20 protein-coding genes are annotated in these 19,146 nt (G+C 66.0%); 5 read left to right on the forward strand and 15 right to left on the reverse strand.

Annotated elements, in window-relative coordinates:
• Window positions 1-74: 74 nt before the first annotated feature.
• A complete protein-coding gene (locus IAG39_RS05580) occupies window positions 75-680 on the forward strand; it encodes a glutathione S-transferase family protein (RefSeq protein ID WP_059378756.1) in 606 nt (201 codons plus the stop codon).
• Between the two features lie 23 nt (window positions 681-703).
• On the opposite strand, the gene IAG39_RS05585 is transcribed toward IAG39_RS05580, so the two are convergent.
• From IAG39_RS05585 to cyoA, 8 genes are all read right to left on the reverse strand, one after another.
• Complete coding sequence (locus tag IAG39_RS05585; RefSeq protein WP_118932943.1) at window positions 704-2,029, reverse strand: ParB/Srx family N-terminal domain-containing protein; 1,326 nt, start codon at window positions 2,027-2,029, stop codon at window positions 704-706.
• Between the two features lie 35 nt (window positions 2,030-2,064).
• Complete coding sequence (locus tag IAG39_RS05590; RefSeq protein WP_059378760.1) at window positions 2,065-2,448, reverse strand: hypothetical protein; 384 nt, start codon at window positions 2,446-2,448, stop codon at window positions 2,065-2,067.
• Window positions 2,449-2,582: 134 nt separating this feature from the next.
• Entirely contained in the window at window positions 2,583-3,689 is a 1,107-nt protein-coding gene (locus IAG39_RS05595; RefSeq protein WP_059378761.1) for a porin, read from the reverse strand.
• 113 nt (window positions 3,690-3,802) lie between these two features.
• Window positions 3,803-4,582: an SURF1 family protein gene (locus IAG39_RS05600; protein ID WP_118932944.1), complete on the reverse strand. Its 780-nt coding sequence runs from the start codon at window positions 4,580-4,582 to the stop codon at window positions 3,803-3,805.
• On the reverse strand, window positions 4,582-4,986 hold the full coding sequence (gene cyoD / locus IAG39_RS05605; RefSeq protein WP_059378763.1) for a cytochrome o ubiquinol oxidase subunit IV: 405 nt from the start codon (window positions 4,984-4,986) through the stop codon (window positions 4,582-4,584). Before cyoD ends, IAG39_RS05600 begins: the two co-directional genes overlap by 1 nt.
• The gene (gene cyoC / locus IAG39_RS05610; RefSeq protein WP_059378764.1) at window positions 4,983-5,624 is read right to left on the reverse strand and encodes a cytochrome o ubiquinol oxidase subunit III; all 642 of its coding nucleotides are present in this window, start codon (window positions 5,622-5,624) and stop codon (window positions 4,983-4,985) included. Before cyoC ends, cyoD begins: the two co-directional genes overlap by 4 nt.
• On the reverse strand, window positions 5,617-7,620 hold the full coding sequence (gene cyoB, locus IAG39_RS05615) for a cytochrome o ubiquinol oxidase subunit I (RefSeq protein ID WP_059378766.1): 2,004 nt from the start codon (window positions 7,618-7,620) through the stop codon (window positions 5,617-5,619). Before cyoB ends, cyoC begins: the two co-directional genes overlap by 8 nt.
• Window positions 7,621-7,693: 73 nt before the next feature.
• On the reverse strand, window positions 7,694-8,734 hold the full coding sequence (cyoA, locus tag IAG39_RS05620; RefSeq protein WP_059378858.1) for a ubiquinol oxidase subunit II: 1,041 nt from the start codon (window positions 8,732-8,734) through the stop codon (window positions 7,694-7,696).
• Between the two features lie 222 nt (window positions 8,735-8,956).
• Here cyoA and IAG39_RS05625 point away from each other — a divergent pair, with 222 nt between their 5' ends.
• Window positions 8,957-10,279 (forward strand): MFS transporter, encoded by a 1,323-nt coding sequence (locus IAG39_RS05625; protein WP_059378767.1) that lies wholly within the window; start codon window positions 8,957-8,959, stop codon window positions 10,277-10,279.
• Window positions 10,280-10,291: 12 nt separating this feature from the next.
• Here the strand turns inward: IAG39_RS05625 and IAG39_RS05630 are convergent, their stop codons facing one another.
• Window positions 10,292-11,335 carry a histone deacetylase family protein gene (locus IAG39_RS05630; protein WP_118932945.1) on the reverse strand — a complete coding sequence of 348 codons (1,044 nt, stop codon included), beginning with the start codon at window positions 11,333-11,335 and terminating at the stop codon, window positions 10,292-10,294.
• Window positions 11,336-11,444: 109 nt separating this feature from the next.
• Window positions 11,445-12,026: an XAC2610-related protein gene (locus IAG39_RS05635; protein ID WP_118932946.1), complete on the reverse strand. Its 582-nt coding sequence runs from the start codon at window positions 12,024-12,026 to the stop codon at window positions 11,445-11,447.
• A 146-nt stretch (window positions 12,027-12,172) separates the two neighbouring features.
• Between IAG39_RS05635 and IAG39_RS05640 the strand changes: the two genes are divergently transcribed.
• Window positions 12,173-12,574 carry a hypothetical protein gene (locus tag IAG39_RS05640; protein ID WP_059378772.1) on the forward strand — a complete coding sequence of 134 codons (402 nt, stop codon included), beginning with the start codon at window positions 12,173-12,175 and terminating at the stop codon, window positions 12,572-12,574.
• A gap of 6 nt (window positions 12,575-12,580) precedes the next feature.
• Here the strand turns inward: IAG39_RS05640 and IAG39_RS05645 are convergent, their stop codons facing one another.
• From IAG39_RS05645 to IAG39_RS05655, 3 genes are all read right to left on the reverse strand, one after another.
• Window positions 12,581-13,210 (reverse strand): hypothetical protein, encoded by a 630-nt coding sequence (locus IAG39_RS05645; RefSeq protein WP_118932947.1) that lies wholly within the window; start codon window positions 13,208-13,210, stop codon window positions 12,581-12,583.
• 53 nt (window positions 13,211-13,263) lie between these two features.
• Window positions 13,264-13,662 carry a hypothetical protein gene (locus IAG39_RS05650; protein ID WP_088142529.1) on the reverse strand — a complete coding sequence of 133 codons (399 nt, stop codon included), beginning with the start codon at window positions 13,660-13,662 and terminating at the stop codon, window positions 13,264-13,266.
• A gap of 84 nt (window positions 13,663-13,746) precedes the next feature.
• Complete coding sequence (locus tag IAG39_RS05655; RefSeq protein WP_059378774.1) at window positions 13,747-14,640, reverse strand: LysR family transcriptional regulator; 894 nt, start codon at window positions 14,638-14,640, stop codon at window positions 13,747-13,749.
• A 107-nt stretch (window positions 14,641-14,747) separates the two neighbouring features.
• On the opposite strand from IAG39_RS05655, the gene IAG39_RS05660 reads away from it, so the two are divergent.
• Window positions 14,748-15,746, forward strand: a complete 999-nt coding sequence (locus tag IAG39_RS05660; RefSeq protein ID WP_059378776.1) for a TerC family protein — start codon at window positions 14,748-14,750, stop codon at window positions 15,744-15,746.
• A gap of 126 nt (window positions 15,747-15,872) precedes the next feature.
• Window positions 15,873-16,646, forward strand: coding sequence for a trans-aconitate 2-methyltransferase (gene tam / locus IAG39_RS05665; RefSeq protein WP_118932948.1), 774 nt, complete (start codon window positions 15,873-15,875; stop codon window positions 16,644-16,646).
• Here the strand turns inward: tam and IAG39_RS05670 are convergent.
• The gene (locus tag IAG39_RS05670) at window positions 16,621-18,087 is read right to left on the reverse strand and encodes an efflux transporter outer membrane subunit (RefSeq protein ID WP_118932949.1); all 1,467 of its coding nucleotides are present in this window, start codon (window positions 18,085-18,087) and stop codon (window positions 16,621-16,623) included. The genes tam and IAG39_RS05670 overlap by 26 nt on opposite strands.
• Window positions 18,084-19,139 carry an HlyD family secretion protein gene (locus tag IAG39_RS05675; protein ID WP_118932950.1) on the reverse strand — a complete coding sequence of 352 codons (1,056 nt, stop codon included), beginning with the start codon at window positions 19,137-19,139 and terminating at the stop codon, window positions 18,084-18,086. The genes IAG39_RS05670 and IAG39_RS05675 overlap by 4 nt, the downstream gene beginning before the upstream one ends.
• Window positions 19,140-19,146: the final 7 nt, after the last annotated feature.

A 19,146-nucleotide genomic window follows, 5' to 3' on the forward strand; every position in this document is an offset into this window, starting at 1 on the left:
GATTCTACATTGGCTCCCGTAGTCAGCGGCAGGGGCCGCGACGCACATCCCTTGATTGAATTGGAGATTCGCCCATGTCTATCGTTTTCTATTGGCACCCCATGTCCAGCGCAACCCCGGTGGCTTGCGCGCTTGCCGAACTGGCCGTGCCGCACGAACGCGTGAAGGTGGACATCAGGACGGGGGAACAGCATCGCCCCGAATTCCTGGCGCTCAATCCGAACGGCAAGGTCCCCACGCTGACGGTGGACGGCGCTCCCTTGTTCGAAACCTTGGCGATACAGCTATGGCTGGGAGAGCGCTACGGCGTGGAACGCGGCCTGTGGCCCGCCGCCGACACGCCCGAACGCCTGCTGGCGATGTCGTGGTGCGCCTGGTCCTATGTCAGCTACGGTGCGGCGGTGACGCGCCTGTATCTCGCCACGCAGGGCGCAGACGCGCCCGGCGGCGCCGAGGCAGAACGCGTACTGGACGACGCGGACGCGTTGCTGGCCGTGCTGGACGGCCATCTGTCGCGGCAACCCTGGATTTTGGGCGCGGCCTACTCGCTGGCCGACCTGGTGGTCGGTTCGGTGATCGGCTATAGCGCCTATCTGGGCGCCAGGGTGGCGTCGCATCCGCATGTGCGGGCGTGGATGGACCGGGTCCAGGCCCGGCCCGCCATGCAGATCGACGCTTAGCGCGTGTGGGCAGGCGCCGCGGCTTACCAGCCCCAGCAGGTGCCGGCCGCGGGCTTGCCGCAGTTGCGGTAGTTCACGGCGAACCACAGCTTGCCAGCGCCCCGCGGACTGCCATCGGTCTTGGCGTCGTTGCGCGGCAGCTCTTCCAGGGTGTCGCGCGCCTTCTTGGTGGGCGAGCCGCTGGCGGCGTCGGGCGCCAGCGCGATACGTCCCAGGCCGGCAGCGTCGCGGTCATCGAAGACGATGTCGGTGTCCTTCAATGCGCTCATCTTCAGGGAGGCGTCGCGCACCGCGGCGGCATAGCTGTCGTTGGCGCCGGCAGGCGCCAGGCTCTTGTCGAGGGTGCTGGCGGCGAGGATCTGCGCCGGCGCGGCGGGTGCCATCATCTTGTACTGGTCCAGGCCCGGCAACTGGCCGCCCGCGGCTTGGCGGCGCAGCCAGTCGCCCCACAGGAACTCCGCGAACTCCGGCAGGTTGCCGTTGCTGTAGGCGATGTCGCGGGTGAAGTACACCAGCGAGCGGTAGCGGTCCTCCTGCATGCCGCCGGCCTCCTGGGTGCTGGCCAGCCCCAGGCGGGCGGGCAACTGGTCCACGGTGATGGGCTGGTTCTGGCCGTCGCGCAGCCAGGCGCGGCGTTCGTCGACCATGCGCTGCCAGAACGCCGCCGCATTGGGCAGGGTGCTGTAGTTGGCGTCGACCTTGACCCAGACCGGCAGCTTGGGCCCGCCATCGGCGATTTCGCGCAGCGACGAGAAGGTGTGGTGGCCATCGGTCAGATACAGGTTGCCGTCCCAGCCGACCACCACCGTCTTGAGGTTGGCGGTGTCGGTGCCGGGGGCGTTCTTGCAGGTGTAGGTGGCGGGCTGATCCAGGCGTGCGGCGCGCGCCTCGGCGACGCTCTGGAATTCCTGCGCGCGCTCGGCGCCACCCATGTCTTCGCAGTAGTCGTCGAACTTCTTGCCGACCGTGCGGTTCAGGTAGTCCAGCTGCTGTGCCGGCTTGTCCGCCCAGGTCGGACGTTCGAAGTCCCCTTGCCAGCGGCCGAGCTTGTAGTAGATCTGGTCGTAGCCGATGGCGGCCTGGGTGGGGCGCAGCTCTTCGATGCGGACCTGGATGACGTCGCCCGGCTTGGCCTGCAGGTAGGCCGTGTTGCGCGGCGGCTGGGTTTCGGCAGGGGGCGTTTCTTCGACGGGAGGCGGCGCGACGGCGACGGGTTCGTCGTCATGATCGTCGCCGCCGCCGTTGCAGGCTGCAAGGGCCAGCGGCAGCAAGGCCGCGGCCACGGCGTGCAACAGACGTGGCCGGCGGGCGGGAAGAGCGCGGCGCGCAGGACGGGAGATAGAGGGCATGGTCCGTTTCAGGATCTGGTTTCAAAGATAGCCGATCATGAGGGACGCGTGTTTCCTGCAGATTGCACCGGAGCGGGTTGCCACGCATGCAGCCTGTCCATGAGGTCGCGCACGACGGCGGCCTGATCGTGGATGCGGGCGGCAGCGCATGCCGACAGGCCCGCCGCCAGCTCCTCTTCCAGGGCTTCGAAGTGCGAGGCAGGCGCTCGCATCTGCAAGGCCAGCAGCGCGCCCTGTATGCGATGCAGCATTTGGGCCGTAGCGACGGCATCGGGTTTTTCGGCGGCCTGTTCCAGCGCATCGAGATCCTGGGTCATGGTGTCCTTGATGAGCTGGCGGTGGTTCGGCGCAAGCGCGGCGTACACGGCGAGCGTACCCGCGGCGGGAAAAGCGGAAGTATGAGGGAGCGGTTTATGCATGAGAGCCTCCTAGGCGTACATGCTGATGACGTCAGGCTCCCGGGCGATATTAAAAAGGTCCGATACCAGGGGGCAGGTAATCGGACCGATTCGTCAGGAACGGAAGCGGCCCCGCAGCCGCTCCGCTGACTTGCTTAGAACGTGTGGCGCACGCCGACTCCGGCGGCCGTGCTCTTCAGGCCGTCGATGAAGGCATAGTCCTTGCCGTACGAACCATAGGCGTACAGGTTGGTGCGCTTGGACAGGTCGTAGGTGTAGCCCACGCTCCAGACGTTCATGTTGGTGTCGCCGCCGGTCAGCTTGTCATTGTTCGGCGATACGTGCTGCCACGACGCGAACAGGCTGCTCGCGCTGCCCAGGGGCAGGGTGGCGCCCAGCATGTAGGAGTTGGCCTTGAAGCCGTCCACGAAACGGTTGGTGCCGAATTCGTCGCTGAAGGGCGTGCCCGCGGGCAGGTCCTGGCCGACGAACCAGCCGTCGGTGGTGCGGCCGTAGGCGGCGGCGAGCTTCACGACTTCCAGGTCGTAGGACACGCCCAGCGCGTACTGGCGCGGCGTGGCGTCATGGTCGATGGCGCCGCGGTTGGAGCCGTTGAGCTGGTCGTAGGTCAGCGCTACGTTCAGCGGACCTTGCACGTAGCGCAGGCCGGCGGTGATGCCGCGGGTATTGTCGGCGGTGCGAAAGCCCGTCTGGTCGGCGTTCGTGTCGTCCGCATTGAACGAGTAGCCGACGCCGAGCTCGAAGCCGTTCACCGAAGGCGTCTTGTACATCACCATGTTGTCCCAGCGCATGGTGTTGGCGGCGCTGAAACCCAGGCCCATGTTGGACTGCGTGTAGCTGGTGTAGAAGGGGTCGATGTCGGCAAGGTAGTTCGAGCCCACCGTGGCCTGGCGGCCGAACTCCAGCGTGCCCCAGGCGTCGTTGGCCAGGCCGATGGTGGCCTGGCGGCCGAACAGGCGGCCGGATTGACCGCGCTGCCCGTTGGCCGAGTCGAATCCGCTTTCCAGCGTGAACACGGCGCGCAGGCCGTCGCCCAGATCTTCGGCGCCGCGCAGTCCCCAGCGCGAGCCGGCCTGGATGCCGTTGATCATGCCTATCTTGCTACCGTCGTATCCATCGCCTTTGATCTTGTTGTAACCAATGCCGGTGTCGATGACACCATAGAGAGTTACCGACGATTCTGCCTGAGCAACGCCTGCAAAAGTCGTGAACATTGCGGCGGCGAGCAGCGTCTTTTTCATCCTTGGGGACTCCTTGTAGAGGGGTGGAAAAAACAAAAGGGAACAGCACGCGAGCATGTAGCCCAGCGCTGTTCCCAGCCCTCATTGTAGGACACCGGCCGCAGCCGGCTGGATCAGTCCTTGCGGCGTGCGCGCTTTTCCTCGCGCACAAAGATGAAAACGCCGACCAGCACCATGGCCGCCAGGGCGTACCAGGTGATGGCGTAGCTCAGGTGATTGTTGGGGAAGTTCAGCACCGTCAGGCCGCCGACCGGGGCAGTGCGTCCGCTGCCGTCCTTGCCCGTCGCATCGGCGTCGATGAAGTAGGGCGCTACGTCGCTCAAGCCGCGCGCCGCGGCGATGGCGGGCAGGTCGCGCGAATACCAGAGGTTGGTCGCCGGATCGTTGTTGCGCAGGAAACCATGGGCGGGTTCGCCCATGCGCAGCAGGCCGGTGACGCTGGCTTCTTCGGGCGTTTGTTGTATGGCCGACTTGCTCTTGCGCCATTCGGGCAGCACGAAGCCGCGGTTGACCAGCACCGTGCCGCCCTCGGGCAACTGCAGCGGCGTCATGACCCAGTAGCCGCTGCCCAGCTCGGTCGCGGCCTGTACCAGGGTCTGGCGGTCGTACAGATAGGTGCCCTTGGCGGTGACGCGGCGGTATTCGGCGTTGTCGGAGGTCAGCGCGGGCCATTCGGCCTGGGCCGGCGCTGGCGTGGGCGCCGCATGGGCGCGCTGTTCGACCTGTGCGATCAGGGTGCGCTTCCAGGCCAGCCGGTGCACCTGCCAGGTGCCCAGGGCGCAAAGCCCCGCGAAAATGGCGACAGCAAGCACCCCCAGGATGACCAGGGTGATTTTGCTGCGCGGATTGCGGGAGGAGGTGTCGCGGGTAGTGGAGTCGTTTACTGCGGCCATCAGGGCATTTTCCGCATGTCGTGAGTGGACATGGGCATCATATTGGAGTCGAGGTGATACATGATCCAGATGGATCCGCTGAGCGTGATTACGACCAGCACCAGCGTGAATATTAACGCCAACATGTTCCAGCCGCTTTCGGACTTGGTGTCCATGTGCAGGAAGTAGATGATGTGGACCACGATCTGCACGGCGGCGAAGGCCAGGATGATCAACGCAGTGGTGCGGGATTCGGAAAAAACCCGATTCATGACCAGCCAGAACGGAATGGCCGTCAGGATGGCTGCCAGCACAAAGCCGGTCATGTAGCTCTTGAAGGTGCCGTGGGCGGCGCCGTCATCGTCGTCGTGGTGGTCATGGCCGCCATGGCCGTGATCGGCCGGATGATCCAGGTGCGCGGTCATGGCAGCACTCCCATCAGGTACACGAAGGTGAAGACGCCCACCCAGATCAGGTCCAGGAAGTGCCAGAACATCGACAGGCACATCAGGCGGCGGCGGTTTTCGGGGATCAAGCCGTGCATCTGGACCTGGATCATCATCGTCACCAGCCACACGATGCCGAAGGTGACGTGCAGCCCGTGGGTGCCGACCAGGGTGAAGAAGGACGACAGGAAGGCGCTGCGCTGGGGACCTGCGCCCTGGTGGATCAGGTGCGCGAATTCGTACAGTTCCAGGGACAGAAAGCCCAGCCCCAGGATGCCGGTCACGGCCAGCCACAGCTGGGTGGCGCCGACGCGGTTGCGCCGCATTTCCAGCATCGCGAAACCGTAGGTGATGGAAGATAGCAGCAGCAACGCGGTATTCACCGCCACCAGTTCCAGATCGAACAGGTCCGCGCCGGACGGGCCTGCCGCATAGTTGCGTCCCAGCACGCCATAGGTGGCGAACAGGCAGGCGAAGATGAGGCAATCGCTCATCAGGTAGACCCAGAACCCCAGCAGGGTGCCGTTCTTGGGATGGTGTTCGCCCGGGACGTGGAACACGGGTTCGGCGGGCGGCGCCGTGCCGCCGGGCAGGTTGGGGGCCAGGGTATCAGACATTTTTCGCTAGCAACCTTGTGCGGGCGTCTTCGGCGCGCACGACCTCTTCGGCCGGCACGTAGTAGTCGCGCTTGTAGTTGAAGGTGTGAATGATGGACACCAGGATCAGCGCCGCGAACGACAGCACGACCAGCGGCCACATATGCCAGATCAAGGCGAAACCCATCACCACGCTGATACCCGCCAGCACGATGCCCGCCCAGGTGTTCTTGGGCATGTGGATGGGAATGAAGCCCTGCTGCGGCCGCAGGTAGCCGTGCTGCTTCATCTGCCACCAGGCGTCCTGGTCATGCACGCGCGGCGTGAAGGCGAAGTTGTAGTTGGGCGGGGGCGACGAGGTCGACCATTCCAGCGTGCGGCCGTCCCAGGGGTCGCCGGTGTCGTCGCGCAGCGATTCGCGGCGGCGGTAGCTGACCACCAGCTGGATCAGGAAGCTGGCGATGCCGCAGGCGATCAGCAGCGCGCCGAAGGCCGCCACCTGGAACCAGATCTGCAGGGACATGTCCTCGAAGTGGTTCACACGCCGCGTCACGCCCATCAGCCCCAGCACGTACAGCGGCATGAAGGCGACGTAGAAGCCCACCAGCCAGAACCAGAACGAGCACTTGCCCCAGAACGGATCGAGCTTGTAGCCGAAGGCCTTGGGAAACCAGTACGTGATGCCGGCCATCAGCCCGAACAGCACGCCGCCGATGATCACGTTATGGAAGTGCGCGATCAGGAACAGGCTGTTGTGCAGCACGAAGTCGGCGGGCGGAACGGCCAGCAGCACGCCCGTCATGCCGCCGATCACGAAGGTCACCATGAAACCCAGCGTCCACAGCATCGGGACCTCGAAGCGGATGCGCCCGTGGTACATGGTGAACAGCCAGTTGAAGATCTTTGCTCCGGTCGGGATCGAAATGATCATGGTGGTGATCCCGAAGAACGAGTTCACGCTCGCCCCTGACCCCATGGTGAAGAAATGGTGCAGCCATACCAGGTACGACAGCACCGTGATCACGACCGTGGCATACACCATGGATGCGTAGCCGAAGAGGCGCTTGCGGCAGAAGGTGGAGACCACTTCGGAGAAGATGCCGAAGGCCGGCAGGATCAGGATGTAGACCTCGGGGTGGCCCCAGATCCAGATCAGGTTCACGTACATCATGGCGTTGCCGCCGAAGTCCGCGGTGAAGAAGTTGGTGCCCACGTAGCGGTCCATGGACAGCAGCGCCAGCACCGCGGTCAGCACCGGAAAGGCGGCCACGATCAGCACGTTGGTGCACAGCGCGGTCCAGGTGAAGATGGGCATGCGCATCATGGTCATGCCGGGCGCGCGCATCTTGACGATGGTGACCAGCAGGTTGACGCCCGAGAGCAGCGTGCCTACCCCCGCTATCTGCAGGGCCCATATGTAGTAATCGACGCCCACGTCGGGACTCTGGAGGATCCCCGATAACGGTGGATACGCCAGCCAGCCGGTGCGCGCGAACTCGCCGACGAACAGCGACATCATGACCAGGATCACCCCGCCCGTGGTCATCCAGAAGCTGAAGTTGTTCAGGAACGGAAAGGCCACGTCGCGCGCGCCGATCTGCAAGGGCACGATGTAGTTCATCAGGCCCGTGACCAGCGGCATGGCCACGAAGAAGATCATGATCACGCCGTGCGCGGTGAAGATCTGGTCGTAGTGGTGCGGCGGCAGGTAGCCCATCGAATCGCCGAACGCCACCGCCTGCTGCAGGCGCATCATGATGGCGTCGGCGAAGCCGCGCAGCAGCATCACGATGCCCAGGATGACGTACATGATGCCGATCTTCTTGTGGTCGATGCTGGTGAACCACTCGCGCCACAGATAGCCCCATTTGCCGAAGTAGGTGATGGCGCCCACCACCGCGATGCCGCCGATGGCGACCGCGATGAAGGTGAAGAGCAGGATCGGTTCATGGTAGGGAATGGCTTCCCAGGTCAACTTACCGAAGATCAGCTTGGTGAGGTCTGGTTGGTCAGGCATCTCGATTCCAGCAAAAAGACCGCAATTTCACGTAGCCCTTGCATCATCCGGATCGCCGTGCGCCAGCGATCCGCTACAGGAGCAATCCTTCGGTGGCGGTGCACATCGCGCCCACGTATTTGCGCGGCGCGCCGGTCAGGCCCAGGCGCTCGCGCGTTCCGGCGTCCAGGGTGGTGACGTTGAGCGCGCCGGGTATGCCCATGCCGCCTTGCGCGTCGATCGCCATCGCGTCGCGCATGCACATGCGGTTTGGCTCCACGCAGCGGTTGACGATCGCCTCGAACAGGCCGGGCGCGCTGGACGCATAGCGCTGCACCGGGTTGCGTTCGCTGGGTTGCTCCAGCTTCAGGTAGGTTTCGCGGCTGAGCGTGGCGTCGGAGGCGCGGGCGTCAGCCACCCATTTGTCGAAGCCCTGCTGGTCCACGCCGTGGAACTTGAAGCGCATGCCGGAAAAGCCCGAGCCGCTGTAATTGGCGGACAGGCCTTCGTATTCGCCGGGATGGTTGATTACCGCGTGCAGGGTGGTCTGCATGCCCGGCATGGCGTAGATCTGGCCCGCCAGCGCGGGCACGAAGAAGGAATTCATCACGGTCGACGAGGTGATCTTGAACTGGATGGGGCGGTCGACCGGCGCCGCCATTTCGTTTACCGCCGCGATGCCTTGTTCGGGATAGATGAACAGCCACTTCCAGTCCAGCGCCACCACCTCCACCACCAGCGGTTTGGTGCCGGCTGGCACTTCGCGGCCTTCGGACAGGCGCACAAGCGGGCGGTAGGGATCCAGTTGGTGCGTGCTGACCCAGGTGAGCGCGCCCAGCGCGATGATGATCAGCAGCGGCGCGGCCCAGATCAGGAGCTCCAGCATGGTGGAGTGATTCCATTCGGGGTCATAGTGCGCTTCCTTGTTGCTGGCCCGGTAGCGCCATGCGAACACGAAAGTCAGGAGGATCACCGGCACGATGATGAGCAGCATCAAGCCGGTGGAAATGATGATCAGGTTGCGCTGCTGCAAAGCGATGTCGCCCGAGGGCGAGAGCAGGACTGCATTGCATCCGGCGAGCAATGGCAGCGCGGCAACCAGGACCAATCCGCGGAACCTTGGGAAGGACGGCATGACCATACCCCGAAACGTAACCGTGGGAAGTAAACGCAACACTACGCTGGAAGCCGCGAAAAATCTAGGGTAAAAAGAACAAAAATGTGCAGGGCGACGCGCGCAGACCAGGGCTGCATCCCAATAACGGAGCGGCTCTGCGCGATATGGGCTGCAGGCGCGCGGGTGTGTTTCAGGATCGTAGGCAAGGCTGTTCCGAACCTCCTTTCAGCGAGCATTCACATGGCGACCACCACGCAATATCCCGGTCATGCTCCTTCGCTCCCCGCGGCCGGCGGCGGCAGTCACGCCAAGGTTGCGCCAGGGGAAATCGCGGTGGGCGTGGTGGTGGGGCGCGCTTCCGAATACTTCGATTTCTTCGTCTTCGGCATCGCCTGCGTGCTGGTTTTTCCGCAGGTTTTCTTCCCCTTCGAGCCGCGGCTGGAAGGCACCCTCTGGTCCTTCGTCATCTTCTCGTTCGCATTCATCATGCGGCCCATCGGCACGGCGCTCTCGATGGCGGCGCAGCGGCGCTGGGGGCGCGCGACCAAGCTCACCATCGCCCTGTTCCTGCTGGGAACGGCCACGGTGGGCATGGCCTTTCTGCCGGGCTACAACGTCATCGGCGCGCATGCGATCACGCTGCTGGCGGTATTCCGCTGCCTGCAAGGGCTGGCGCTGGGCGGGTCGTGGGACGGCTTGCCGTCGCTGTTGGCGCTGAATGCGCCGCCCAACCGCCGCGGCTGGTATGCGATGCTGGGGCAGCTGGGCGCGCCCGTGGGCTTCATGGTGGCCAGCGCGCTGTTCCTGTTCCTGCACGTGACCCTGACCGAAGCCGATTTCCTGGAATGGGGCTGGCGCTATCCCTTCTTCGTGGCGTTCGCCATCAACGTGGTGGCGCTGTTTGCGCGGCTGCGCCTGGTCGTCACCGAGGAATACACGCAGCTGCTGGAAGAGGGCGAGCTGGAACCGATCAGCGTCGCGCAGATGGTGCGCGAGCAAGGCTACAACCTGTTCATCGGCGCATTCGCGGCGCTTGCCAGTTATGCCTTGTTCCACCTGGTCACGGTGTTTCCGCTGTCGTGGATCGCGGTCAGCGCCACCCAGCAGATCCAGGACGTGCTGATCGTGCAGATCATTGGCGCGGTGCTGGGCATCCTGGGCACCATCGCATCGGGCTGGCTGGCCGACCGCATCGGCCGGCGCACCACGCTGGGCCTGCTGGCCCTTCTGATCGCCGTGTTCGCGCTGTTCACGCCCTGGCTGCTGGGCGGCGGACCCAAGGCGCAGGATGCGTTCATCCTGGTGGGCTTCGTGCTGCTGGGGCTGTCCTACGGCCAGGCCTCGGGGACCGTCACCGCGAACTTCACGCGGCGCTTCCGCTACACGGGCGCGGCGCTGACCTCCGACATGGCCTGGCTGATCGGCGCGGCATTCGCGCCATTGGTCGCGCTGGGCCTGTCCGCGCGTTTCGGGCTGGTGGCGGTCAGCGTCTACCTGTTGTCGGGCGCTGCCTGCACGCTGCTGGCGCTGCGCATCAACAAAGTGCTCGAAACGCGGGACTGATGGGCCTGCTGTTCAGCCCGCGTAGCCTTCCAGCACGTTGGCGACGTTGATGCCCACGTCCGCCACGGCGTAGCCGCCTTCCATCGTGAACACCGCCGGCAGGCCCAGGCCTGCCAGCAGGCGGCCCACATGCAGGTAATCGGCGCTCTTGAGCTGGAACTTGGAGATGGGATCGCCTTCGTAGGTGTCCACGCCCAGCGCGATAACCACCGCGTCAGCCTTGAAGGCGCGCACGGCGGCCAGCCCTTGTTCCAACGCCTGCGTCCAGGCGGCGAAACCGGTGCCGGCGGGCAGCGGCAGGTTCAGGTTGGCGTCCAGGCCCGCGCCTGCGCCGCGCTCATCGGCGTAGCCCAGGTAGAAGGGGTACTCGGTGGTCGGATCGCCGTGCACCGACACGGTCAGCACGTCGGCGCGTTCATAGAAGATGCTCTGCGTGCCGTTGCCGTGGTGGTAGTCGACGTCCACGATGGCCACGCGTCGGGCGCCAGCTTCGCGTAGCGCCTGCGCGGCCAGCGCCGCGTTGTTCAGGAAGCAGTAGCCGCCGAAGAAATCGGGGCCCGCATGGTGGCCGGGCGGACGCGTGAGCGCCATGGCGACGCGAGGCCCGCCCGCCGCGGATACCGCGCGCGCGGCGTCGATGGCGCAGGCCGCGCCTGCGGTGGCGGCCTCCCAAGTGCCCGCGGTCAGCGGGCAGCCGCTGTCGAACGAGAACAGGCCGACCCGCGCGGCGAAGTTGGTCGGTTCGATGTCGTGACGGAATCCGCGCACGGGCCAGACCGAAGGCAGGATGTCCAGTCCGGCATTGGCCGGGTCCAGCGCCACCCAATCGCGCCAGGCTGTTTCCAGGAAGTCCACGTAGCGCGGGGTGTGCACGCGCTTGACCAAGCCCGGGTCCGCCGCCGACGGTGTGCGCAATGCGCCGATGCCGCGCTGGCTCAGCGCCTGCAGGACGAACTCCAGGCGCGCGGGGGTTTCGTGGCAGGGCACCAGCTTGCCGCGGAACATTTCCTGTCGGCCAGCGTGTTTTTCGTGGACAGGGTTGTGGAAAATCAGCACGGCGGGGGTGTCCTCGGACGTAGAGCCTGGTGGGCGGAAGCGCAACTATAGCGGCCGCGGCGTTTGCAGCGCCATGGCGAAGGCGGGACGCGCGCGGCGGGACGGCGCCTTACGGGCCAGTCTTCGCGGCGCATGTGCCGCCCTTGGCGCCGGGGTGCGGAATCTTGCGCTCCGATTCGCCCTCGCGCCGGGTCCAGGAGATGACCCGCGCCGAGCCGTCCGGGCACACCTGGTACTGTTCGAAGCCATAGGTGTCGGCGCTGTAGCGGCACGCCACGGAAATAATGGGCTTGGCCGCGTCGAACTCGGGATTGACGAAGCCGCGGCAGGGGCTGGCCGCCGCATCGGGATACGGGATCTCGTGGTAGCGCCCGTCCTTGGGGCGGTACAGGAAGATGCGCGAAATCGCTTGCGTGCTGCCGCCGGTCTGGCCGATGACGAAGTCGCGGTAGCCGTCATGGTCCACGTCCACGTCCTGGAATTGGTCGACTTCCTCGTCGCCGCCGATGCTCGCGATTTCCTGTTCCGGGCCGTTGCCTACGCGTGCGCCGAGGCGCTGCTGGGGCAGTTCGGAAACCGTCACCACCGAGGACAGGCCCGGCCGGATGGCATAGGCGTAGTCGCGGGCAACGGCGCCGTTGCAGAGCGCGGACAGCGCGGCCAAGGCCGCCATGGACAGGAATCCTTTCATGCGGGCGCCCTCCGCGCCGTGAACTCGGTGAGGCATTATGCCGCAGCGGCTTGCGGGGAAACCAGGACTTGCCGCCGGGCGGGCGGCGGGGGATCCTGGGTAGAATTCCAAGATATGCAGGATTGCCGCGACGCGCTCCGCCCGCCATGAATTTTCCGTTTCCCATCCGCCAAGAATGTCCGCCGGGCGCCTGCGTGTGCGACCGCGACCGGCTGTTGGCCGATCCCGCCGCCGACTTCCGCGTGTTGCGGCTGACCAAGGAAGAGGAAAAGCGCCTGGTGGCGCGGCTGGAGAACATCTCCAGCCTGGAAGACCTGCGCGCCATGCAGGGACGCATCCATGCGCAGCTGGGCATCGTGATTCACATCACGCCCAGCGAAAACGAGGTGCGCACCTCGCGCGGCATCGCGATCCAGCTGGAGGACCAGCTCGGGCTGTGCCGCAAGACGCGCACGGCGATTCCCGCCGCTATCCGCCGCGGTTTCGACAACCGGCCCGAGATCGTCTACGCGCTTCTGAACGAGCGCGACCTGCTCAGCGGCACCTGAACGCGTTCAGGATTGCTTTGCCCCGGCGGCCGTGCCGCAGGGCGCCAGCGGCACCACGTCGGCCGGTGTGCGGCCGGCGTCCGGACGCGTCGCGTCCCGCTTCTTGCCCAGGGTGACGGGGTAGATCAACAGCACGGCGCTGCCGGCTTCCAGCTTGGGGTCCTGTTTGGTGCCATAGGCCACCGTCCAGCCGCGCACGGCCAGCGGCGCCAGGGTGTATTGCAGCGCCGAGCCCGGCGAAACGTGCGCCACCTTGCCGGCGAACAAATCCTGCTGATGGGTTTCCATGCCATTGGCGGTCACATAGGTGGCGATGCTGACCAGCGAGGCGCCATTGCCGGGACGTCCCAGCACGGCGGTCTTGTACTTGCCGGCAGGGATGTCGGTCAGGTTTACGGTAAGAGGATCCGCCGCGTGGCCGCTGGCATCCAGCCTGACGCCGTTGACTTCGGCGCGAGCCAGGGGCGCCGTGCCGGTGTTGCGCACGCGCACGCTGTATTCCCCGGAAGTGCCCGTGACCGTGCAGACCTCGATGCCGTAGGCGGGGCGCACAGGGTGCGCCTGCGCCGCCGTGGCGGCCATGGCCAGCAGGGCCGCCAGCAACAGCTTGCGGGCAGGGGAATTGACGGTGGGCACGGCACGCTCCTCTTAAAGGGGCAGCGCGCCGGATTGCCGCGTTGCCTGCCCTATTACACCACTTGGCGGCCGGGCGCCGCGGCTTGCTCGCGCTTGCCGGCCAGCCAGTGGAGGATCAGCGCCAGCACCAGCAGGCCGACGATGATGAAGCCCCAGAAGATCCAGGCCAGCACCGAGATCAGCGTGCCGAGGCTGCCGGCGAAGGGCAGTACCTGATTCAGGCCTTGCGCGGCCCAGACCAGGCCGCCCTGCAGCGTCTGCAGCCAGGCGGGGTCGACCCAGGCCGCCGCCCAGGCGGGGGGAACCCATTGCGAGGTATCCAGCGCCGTGCCGGGCACCTGGGTCGTGGCGATGGTCGACAGGACCCAGTTGGTCAGCTGCAGTGTCAGCGCAACCAGCCCGGTCCAGAGTGCTGCAAGCACGGCGAAGGCGAGCCAGATGATCTTTTTCATTGAGGTGGTACTCCGATGTTTCAAAAGAGGGTCCACGATAAGGCGGATTCTATTTCTGAAAAACCAGCGTGGTTGTGACAAACATTAAGAAAAAACCGAAGTTTTTGCCTTGGCGAGCACGATCTGGACCAGCGGATGGTGCTGTCCGCGACGGTTGCGGATGGCGTGGATTTCCTCGTGCACGTCGTCGCAGCGGGCCAGGGGGCGCAAGCCCCGCAGCACGCCGATGTCGCCGCCGCCCAGTCGGCTGAGCGGAAATACGCCCAGGCCGCGGGCCGCGAACACAGACATCAGGGCGCTGTCTTCGAATTCGCCGACGACATTGGGGTAGATGCCTTGTTCGGCGAACCAGCGGTCCAGCGTCTGGCGCAGCACGGAATGGCCGGTGGGCAGCAGTACCGGCAGGCGCTCCAGGCAGCGCGGAAAGTCCAGGGTGTCGGCCTTGCGCACCAGTTTGGCGGGGCCGTACCAGTCCACTGGCGATGAAACCAGGCGGTCGCTGGTGAGGCGCAGGTTGGGGTTGGCGGGCGCACCCTGGCCGGCCAGCACCAGATCCAGGTGATGCTGGGCAAGTTCGCCCAGCAGTTCCTCGACCTCGCCTTCGTGGCAGGTCAGGCGCAGGTCCGGCGTGTGCAGCACCGGCCCCAGCAGGGCCTGCGCGGCCAGCTTGGAAATACCGTCCGACAGGCCCACCGACAGACGTATGACGGGCTTGGTGGCGGCGGCGCGGACCTCCTGGGGCAGCATCTGGCCGATCTGGAAGATCTCTTCGGCGCGGGCGAAGGCGGCTTCGCCAGCGTCGGTCAGCGCCACGCCGCGCCCGGCCGGCTTGAGCAATTGGTGGCCCAGGTTTTTTTCCAGTTCGCGCACTTGCGCGCTGATGGTCTGGATGGCCATGTCCAGCCTTTCGGCGGCACGGGAAAAGCCGCCTTCCTTGGCGACCATCCAGAAGTAATACAGGTGTCGGTAATTGAGCATGGCAGGAATAACTTCGGTTTTTTCGAACCTTAACTCACTTTCAGGCTGATTTCTCCATTCGGCCAGGATCTGGATCATGAGCCCCTTCGAACATAAGCGGGAACATCATGGACACCTTGCTCACCTTACTCTCCGCCGATTTCTTCGGCACCCCGGCCTGGAGCTGGCTGCTATTCATCGGCATCGTGGTCGCCTTGCTGGCCTTTGACCTGGGCGTGCTGCACAAGGAAGACCGCGAGATCGGCGTGCGCGAGAGCCTGCTGCTTTCCGCCGGCTACATCAGCGCGGCGCTGCTGTTCGGCGCCTGGGTCTGGTGGCAGATGGGTTCCGCCAGCGGCATGGCCTACTACACGGGCTTCATGATCGAGAAGTCGCTGTCGATGGACAACGTCTTTGTGATCGCGCTGATCTTCAGTTTCTTCGCGATTCCGCGCCAGTACCAGCACCGCGTGCTGTTCTGGGGCATCCTCGGCGTGATCGTGCTGCGCGCCATCATGATAGGCCTGGGCGCGGCGCTGGTCAGCAACTTTGGCTGGCTGCTGTATCTGTTCGGCGCCTTCCTGGTGTTCACCGGCATCAAGATGTGGATGATTGCGGACCAGACGCCGGATATCGCGTCCAACCCGATCCTGAAGTTCCTGAAGCGCCGCATGCGCGTCACGGAAGGGCTGCGCGGCAACGCGTTCTGGGTGATGGAGACCGATCCCGCCACGTCGAAGAAGGTGCGCTGGGCTACGCCGCTGCTGCTGGCGCTGGTGTTGATCGAGTTCGTAGACCTGTTGTTCGCGGTGGACTCCGTGCCGGCGATCTTCGCCATCACCACCGACCCGTTCATCGTCTACACCAGCAATATCTTCGCCATCCTGGGCCTGCGGGCGCTGTACTTTGCGCTGGCGGCGATGATCCACCGCTTCCATTACCTGAAGTACGCCTTGGCTCTGGTCCTGGTCTTCATTGGCGGCAAGATCTTCCTGGTCGGCTTCATCGGCAAGGTGCCGGCTGCCTTGTCCCTGTCGGTGACCTTCGGTCTGATCGCTGGCGGCGTGTTGTTCTCGCTGTGGAAAACCCGCTCGGACGCCTCCAAGCAGGAACTCGCGGCGGAATAAGATCCGCGGCGTGACGCAAGACGCCCGCCATATCCAACGGATATGGCGGGCGCTTTTTTTGGGATTTGTCGCGCCGGTGCGGCGGGCGTAGAGTGCTGGACAGTCCAAATGCCGCAAGGAGCCGTCATGACCAGCTGGTCCGCCAAACAGTATTCCGCCTTTGAAAACGAACGCACCCGTCCGGTGCGGGACCTGGTCGCCGCCTTGCCCAATCAGGATGTGAAGCGCGCCGTGGACCTGGGCTGCGGTCCTGGCAATTCCACCGAGGTGCTGGCCAGCCGCTACCCCGATGCCGAAATCAGTGGCATGGACAGCTCGGAGGACATGCTGCAGTCGGCCAGGAAACGTCTGCCGGGGCTGCGATTCGAATTGGCCGACATCGCCACGTGGGATCCGCCCGGGACCTACGACGTGATTCTGGCGAACGCCGCGCTGCAATGGGTGCCGGACCACGCGACCCTATATCCCCGCCTGGTCGGCAAGCTGGCGCCGGGCGGGAGCCTGGCGGTGCAGACCCCGGACAACCTGGAGGAGCCGGCCCACCGCCTGGCGCGCCAGGTGGCAAGCGAGGCGCCGTGGGCCGCCGCCATCGGCGGCTTCAAGCATCCGCCGCGCCACAGCGCCGCCTGGTACTACGAGCTGCTCAAGCCGCATTGCGGCCTGCTGGACGTGTGGCGCACGACCTACCATCACCCGCTGGCAGGCGCAGCGGCGGTGGTGGAGTGGTTCAAGGGCACGGCGCTGCGGCCCTATCTGGACCGGCTGGACGCCGCCGGGCAGGCCAGTTTCCTGGCCCGCTACCAGTCGCTGATCGAAGAGGCCTATCCGGCGCTGGCCGACGGCACGGTGCTGCTGCCGTTCCCGCGTCTGTTCATCATTGCGGGGCCGAAGCAGGGTTGAGGTTGGCGGCGGGCGCTTCCCAGCCGCCGCCCAACGAGCGGTACAGATCCACCAGCACCAGCGACACCGAGGCCTGGGTCGACACGCGGGCCTGGTCGCTGGCCAGCACCGCGTTCTGCGCGCTGAGCACGTTCACGAAGTCCGAAGCGCCCGCGGCATATTGCCGCTGTGCGTTCAGCAGCGCCTGGCGGGCGCTCGCGGAGGCGCGCTCCAGGCTGGCCCGGGTCAGTTGCTGCGCCTGGTAGGCGGTCATGGCATTGTCGACTTCATGCCAGGCATTCAGCACGGTTTTTTGGTACAGCAGCGCGGCTTCCTGAGCCTGCGATTCGCGCAGCCGCAGCCGGCCTCGCAACCGGCCGCCCTGGAAGATGGGAATCTGCAACGCGGGGCCGACGCCGAACACCCCGGCGTTGTCGGTGTCGAGGTCCCGCAATTGCAGAGCCTGCAGGCCGAGGTTGCCTGACAGCGTGATGCGCGGATAGAAATCGCCCTCCGCTACGCCGATCGCCGCGACGGCCGCGTGCAGATTGGCTTGAGCGCGGCGGATGTCGGGCCTGCGCTCGGCCAGTTCGCTCGGCAGTCCGACGGGAACCTGGAGCGGACCGCCGGGTATCGGACCCACCGCCGCCAGGCGCGGTTGCAGCGCGCCGGGCGGCTGCTCCAGCAGCAGCGCCAGCGCATTCATCAGCTGTTCGACGCGCAGCACGAGCGGCGGCACGCCGGCTTCTATGGCGGCGGCCTGCGCATCGGCTTGCGAAACGTCGAGTTCGGTGGCGACGCCTTCGCGTTGGCGCAAACGGGTCAGCGCCAGGTTGCGCTCGGCATTGGCAAGCGTTTGGCGCAGCACGTCCAGTTGGTTCTGCGTGCCGCGCAGCAGGATGTAGTTGCGCGCCGTTTCGGCGCGGATGGCCAGGACCACGCCGCGCTGCGCCTCCAGCGCCGCCTGGGACTGGGCGCCGGCCTGTTCGACTTCGCGTCGCACGCGGCCCCACAGGTCCAGTTCCCAACTGGCGTCCACACCCGCTTGCCACAGGTTGAATGAGGACTTGCCACCGTGGCCCGAAGGGTCGGCCAGGCCGACCTCGCTGTTCTGGCCGCGCTTGTAGCTCGCGCTTGAGCCTACGGCGGGCAGGCCGTCGGCTTCGGTCACGCGCAAGGCCGCGCGGCTTTGCAGCAGGCGTTCGTGGGCGATGCGTATGTCCAGGTTGGCGGCGGTCGCTTCGGCGATCAAGGCGCTCAGGGTGGGATCGCCGAAGCTGTCCCACCAGGATGTGTTCACATCTTGCGGCACGGGGACGCTGTCCACGGCGGAGGCGTCAGGCATCCGCCATTGCACGGGCAATGGCGCCTGGGGAGCCTGAAAGTCGGGGCCCACTGCGCAGCCTGCCAAGGCGGAAAGCGTGCAGGCCAGCGTGGCATTGATCAAGCGGCGCGGGGTCATTGCATGGACTCCTCTGCCGCGGCGGCGGTATCGACCACGGCTTCGACGGACATGCCGGCGCGCAGCGGCGGCGCGCCTTCGGCCGGCGCGTCCAGCACGATCTTGACGGGCAGGCGCTGCGCGACCTTGGTGAAGTTGCCGGTGGCATTGCTCGGGACTACCGGCGAAAAGCTCAGGCCCGTGGCCGGTGCGATGCTTTGGACGCGGCCGCGCAGCGGCGTATCCGGATAGGCGTCGACCGTGATGGTTGCGGGCTGGCCCGGGCGCATGCGGGTCAACTGCTTTTCCCGGAAGTTGGCCACCACATAGGCTTGTTGCAGCGGCACCACCGCCAGAATCGGCGTGCCCGGGCTGACATAGGCGCCCACGCGCAGCGAGCGCCGGCCGACGATGCCATCGATGGGAGAGACGACCTGGGTATGCGACAGGTTGAGTTCCGCGCGGTCCTTCAGCGCCTGTGCGCGCAGCAGCCCGGCCTGTGCGGCCTCGCGATTGGCTTCCAGCACGTCGCGCTGCTTGCGTGCGGCTTGCAGAGTGGCCGTGTGTTCGGCCTGCCGCGCCTGCGCCATGTCCAGCCGGCTGCGGGCCTGTTCATAGGCCTGCTGGGTGCCCGCGCCCTCGCTGGCCAGCCTGCGGTGGCGCTGGGCCTCGCTTTCGGCATAGCGGATATCCGCCAGGTCGGCGCGCGTGACGGCGATGGCCTGCTCGATCACGGCTTGTTGGCGTTCCAGGGTTGCGGCCGCGTCCGACAGGCGCGCGCTGGCGACTGCGAGTTCGGCGCTTGCGGCCGCCAGCGCGGCCTGATGGTCGCGGTCATCGATGCGGGCGAGCAGCTGGCCTTGCTTGACGGCCTGGTTGTCTTCGACCAGCACGGCGTCGATGAAGCCGGACACTTGCGGGGCGACGATGGTGTGGTCGGCGACGACAGTGGCGTCATCGGTGGATTCGGCGGCGCCGGTGGCGGACCATGACCAGCCTGCATAGGCCAGCAGGACCAGGGCGCCCAAGGCGCCGGCGCGGGGAAGGGGAGAGGTCAAGAGAGAGAAAGGCATGTTATGG

This window comes from Achromobacter xylosoxidans (assembly GCF_014490035.1).
Lineage (GTDB): Bacteria > Pseudomonadota > Gammaproteobacteria > Burkholderiales > Burkholderiaceae_B > Achromobacter > Achromobacter bronchisepticus_A.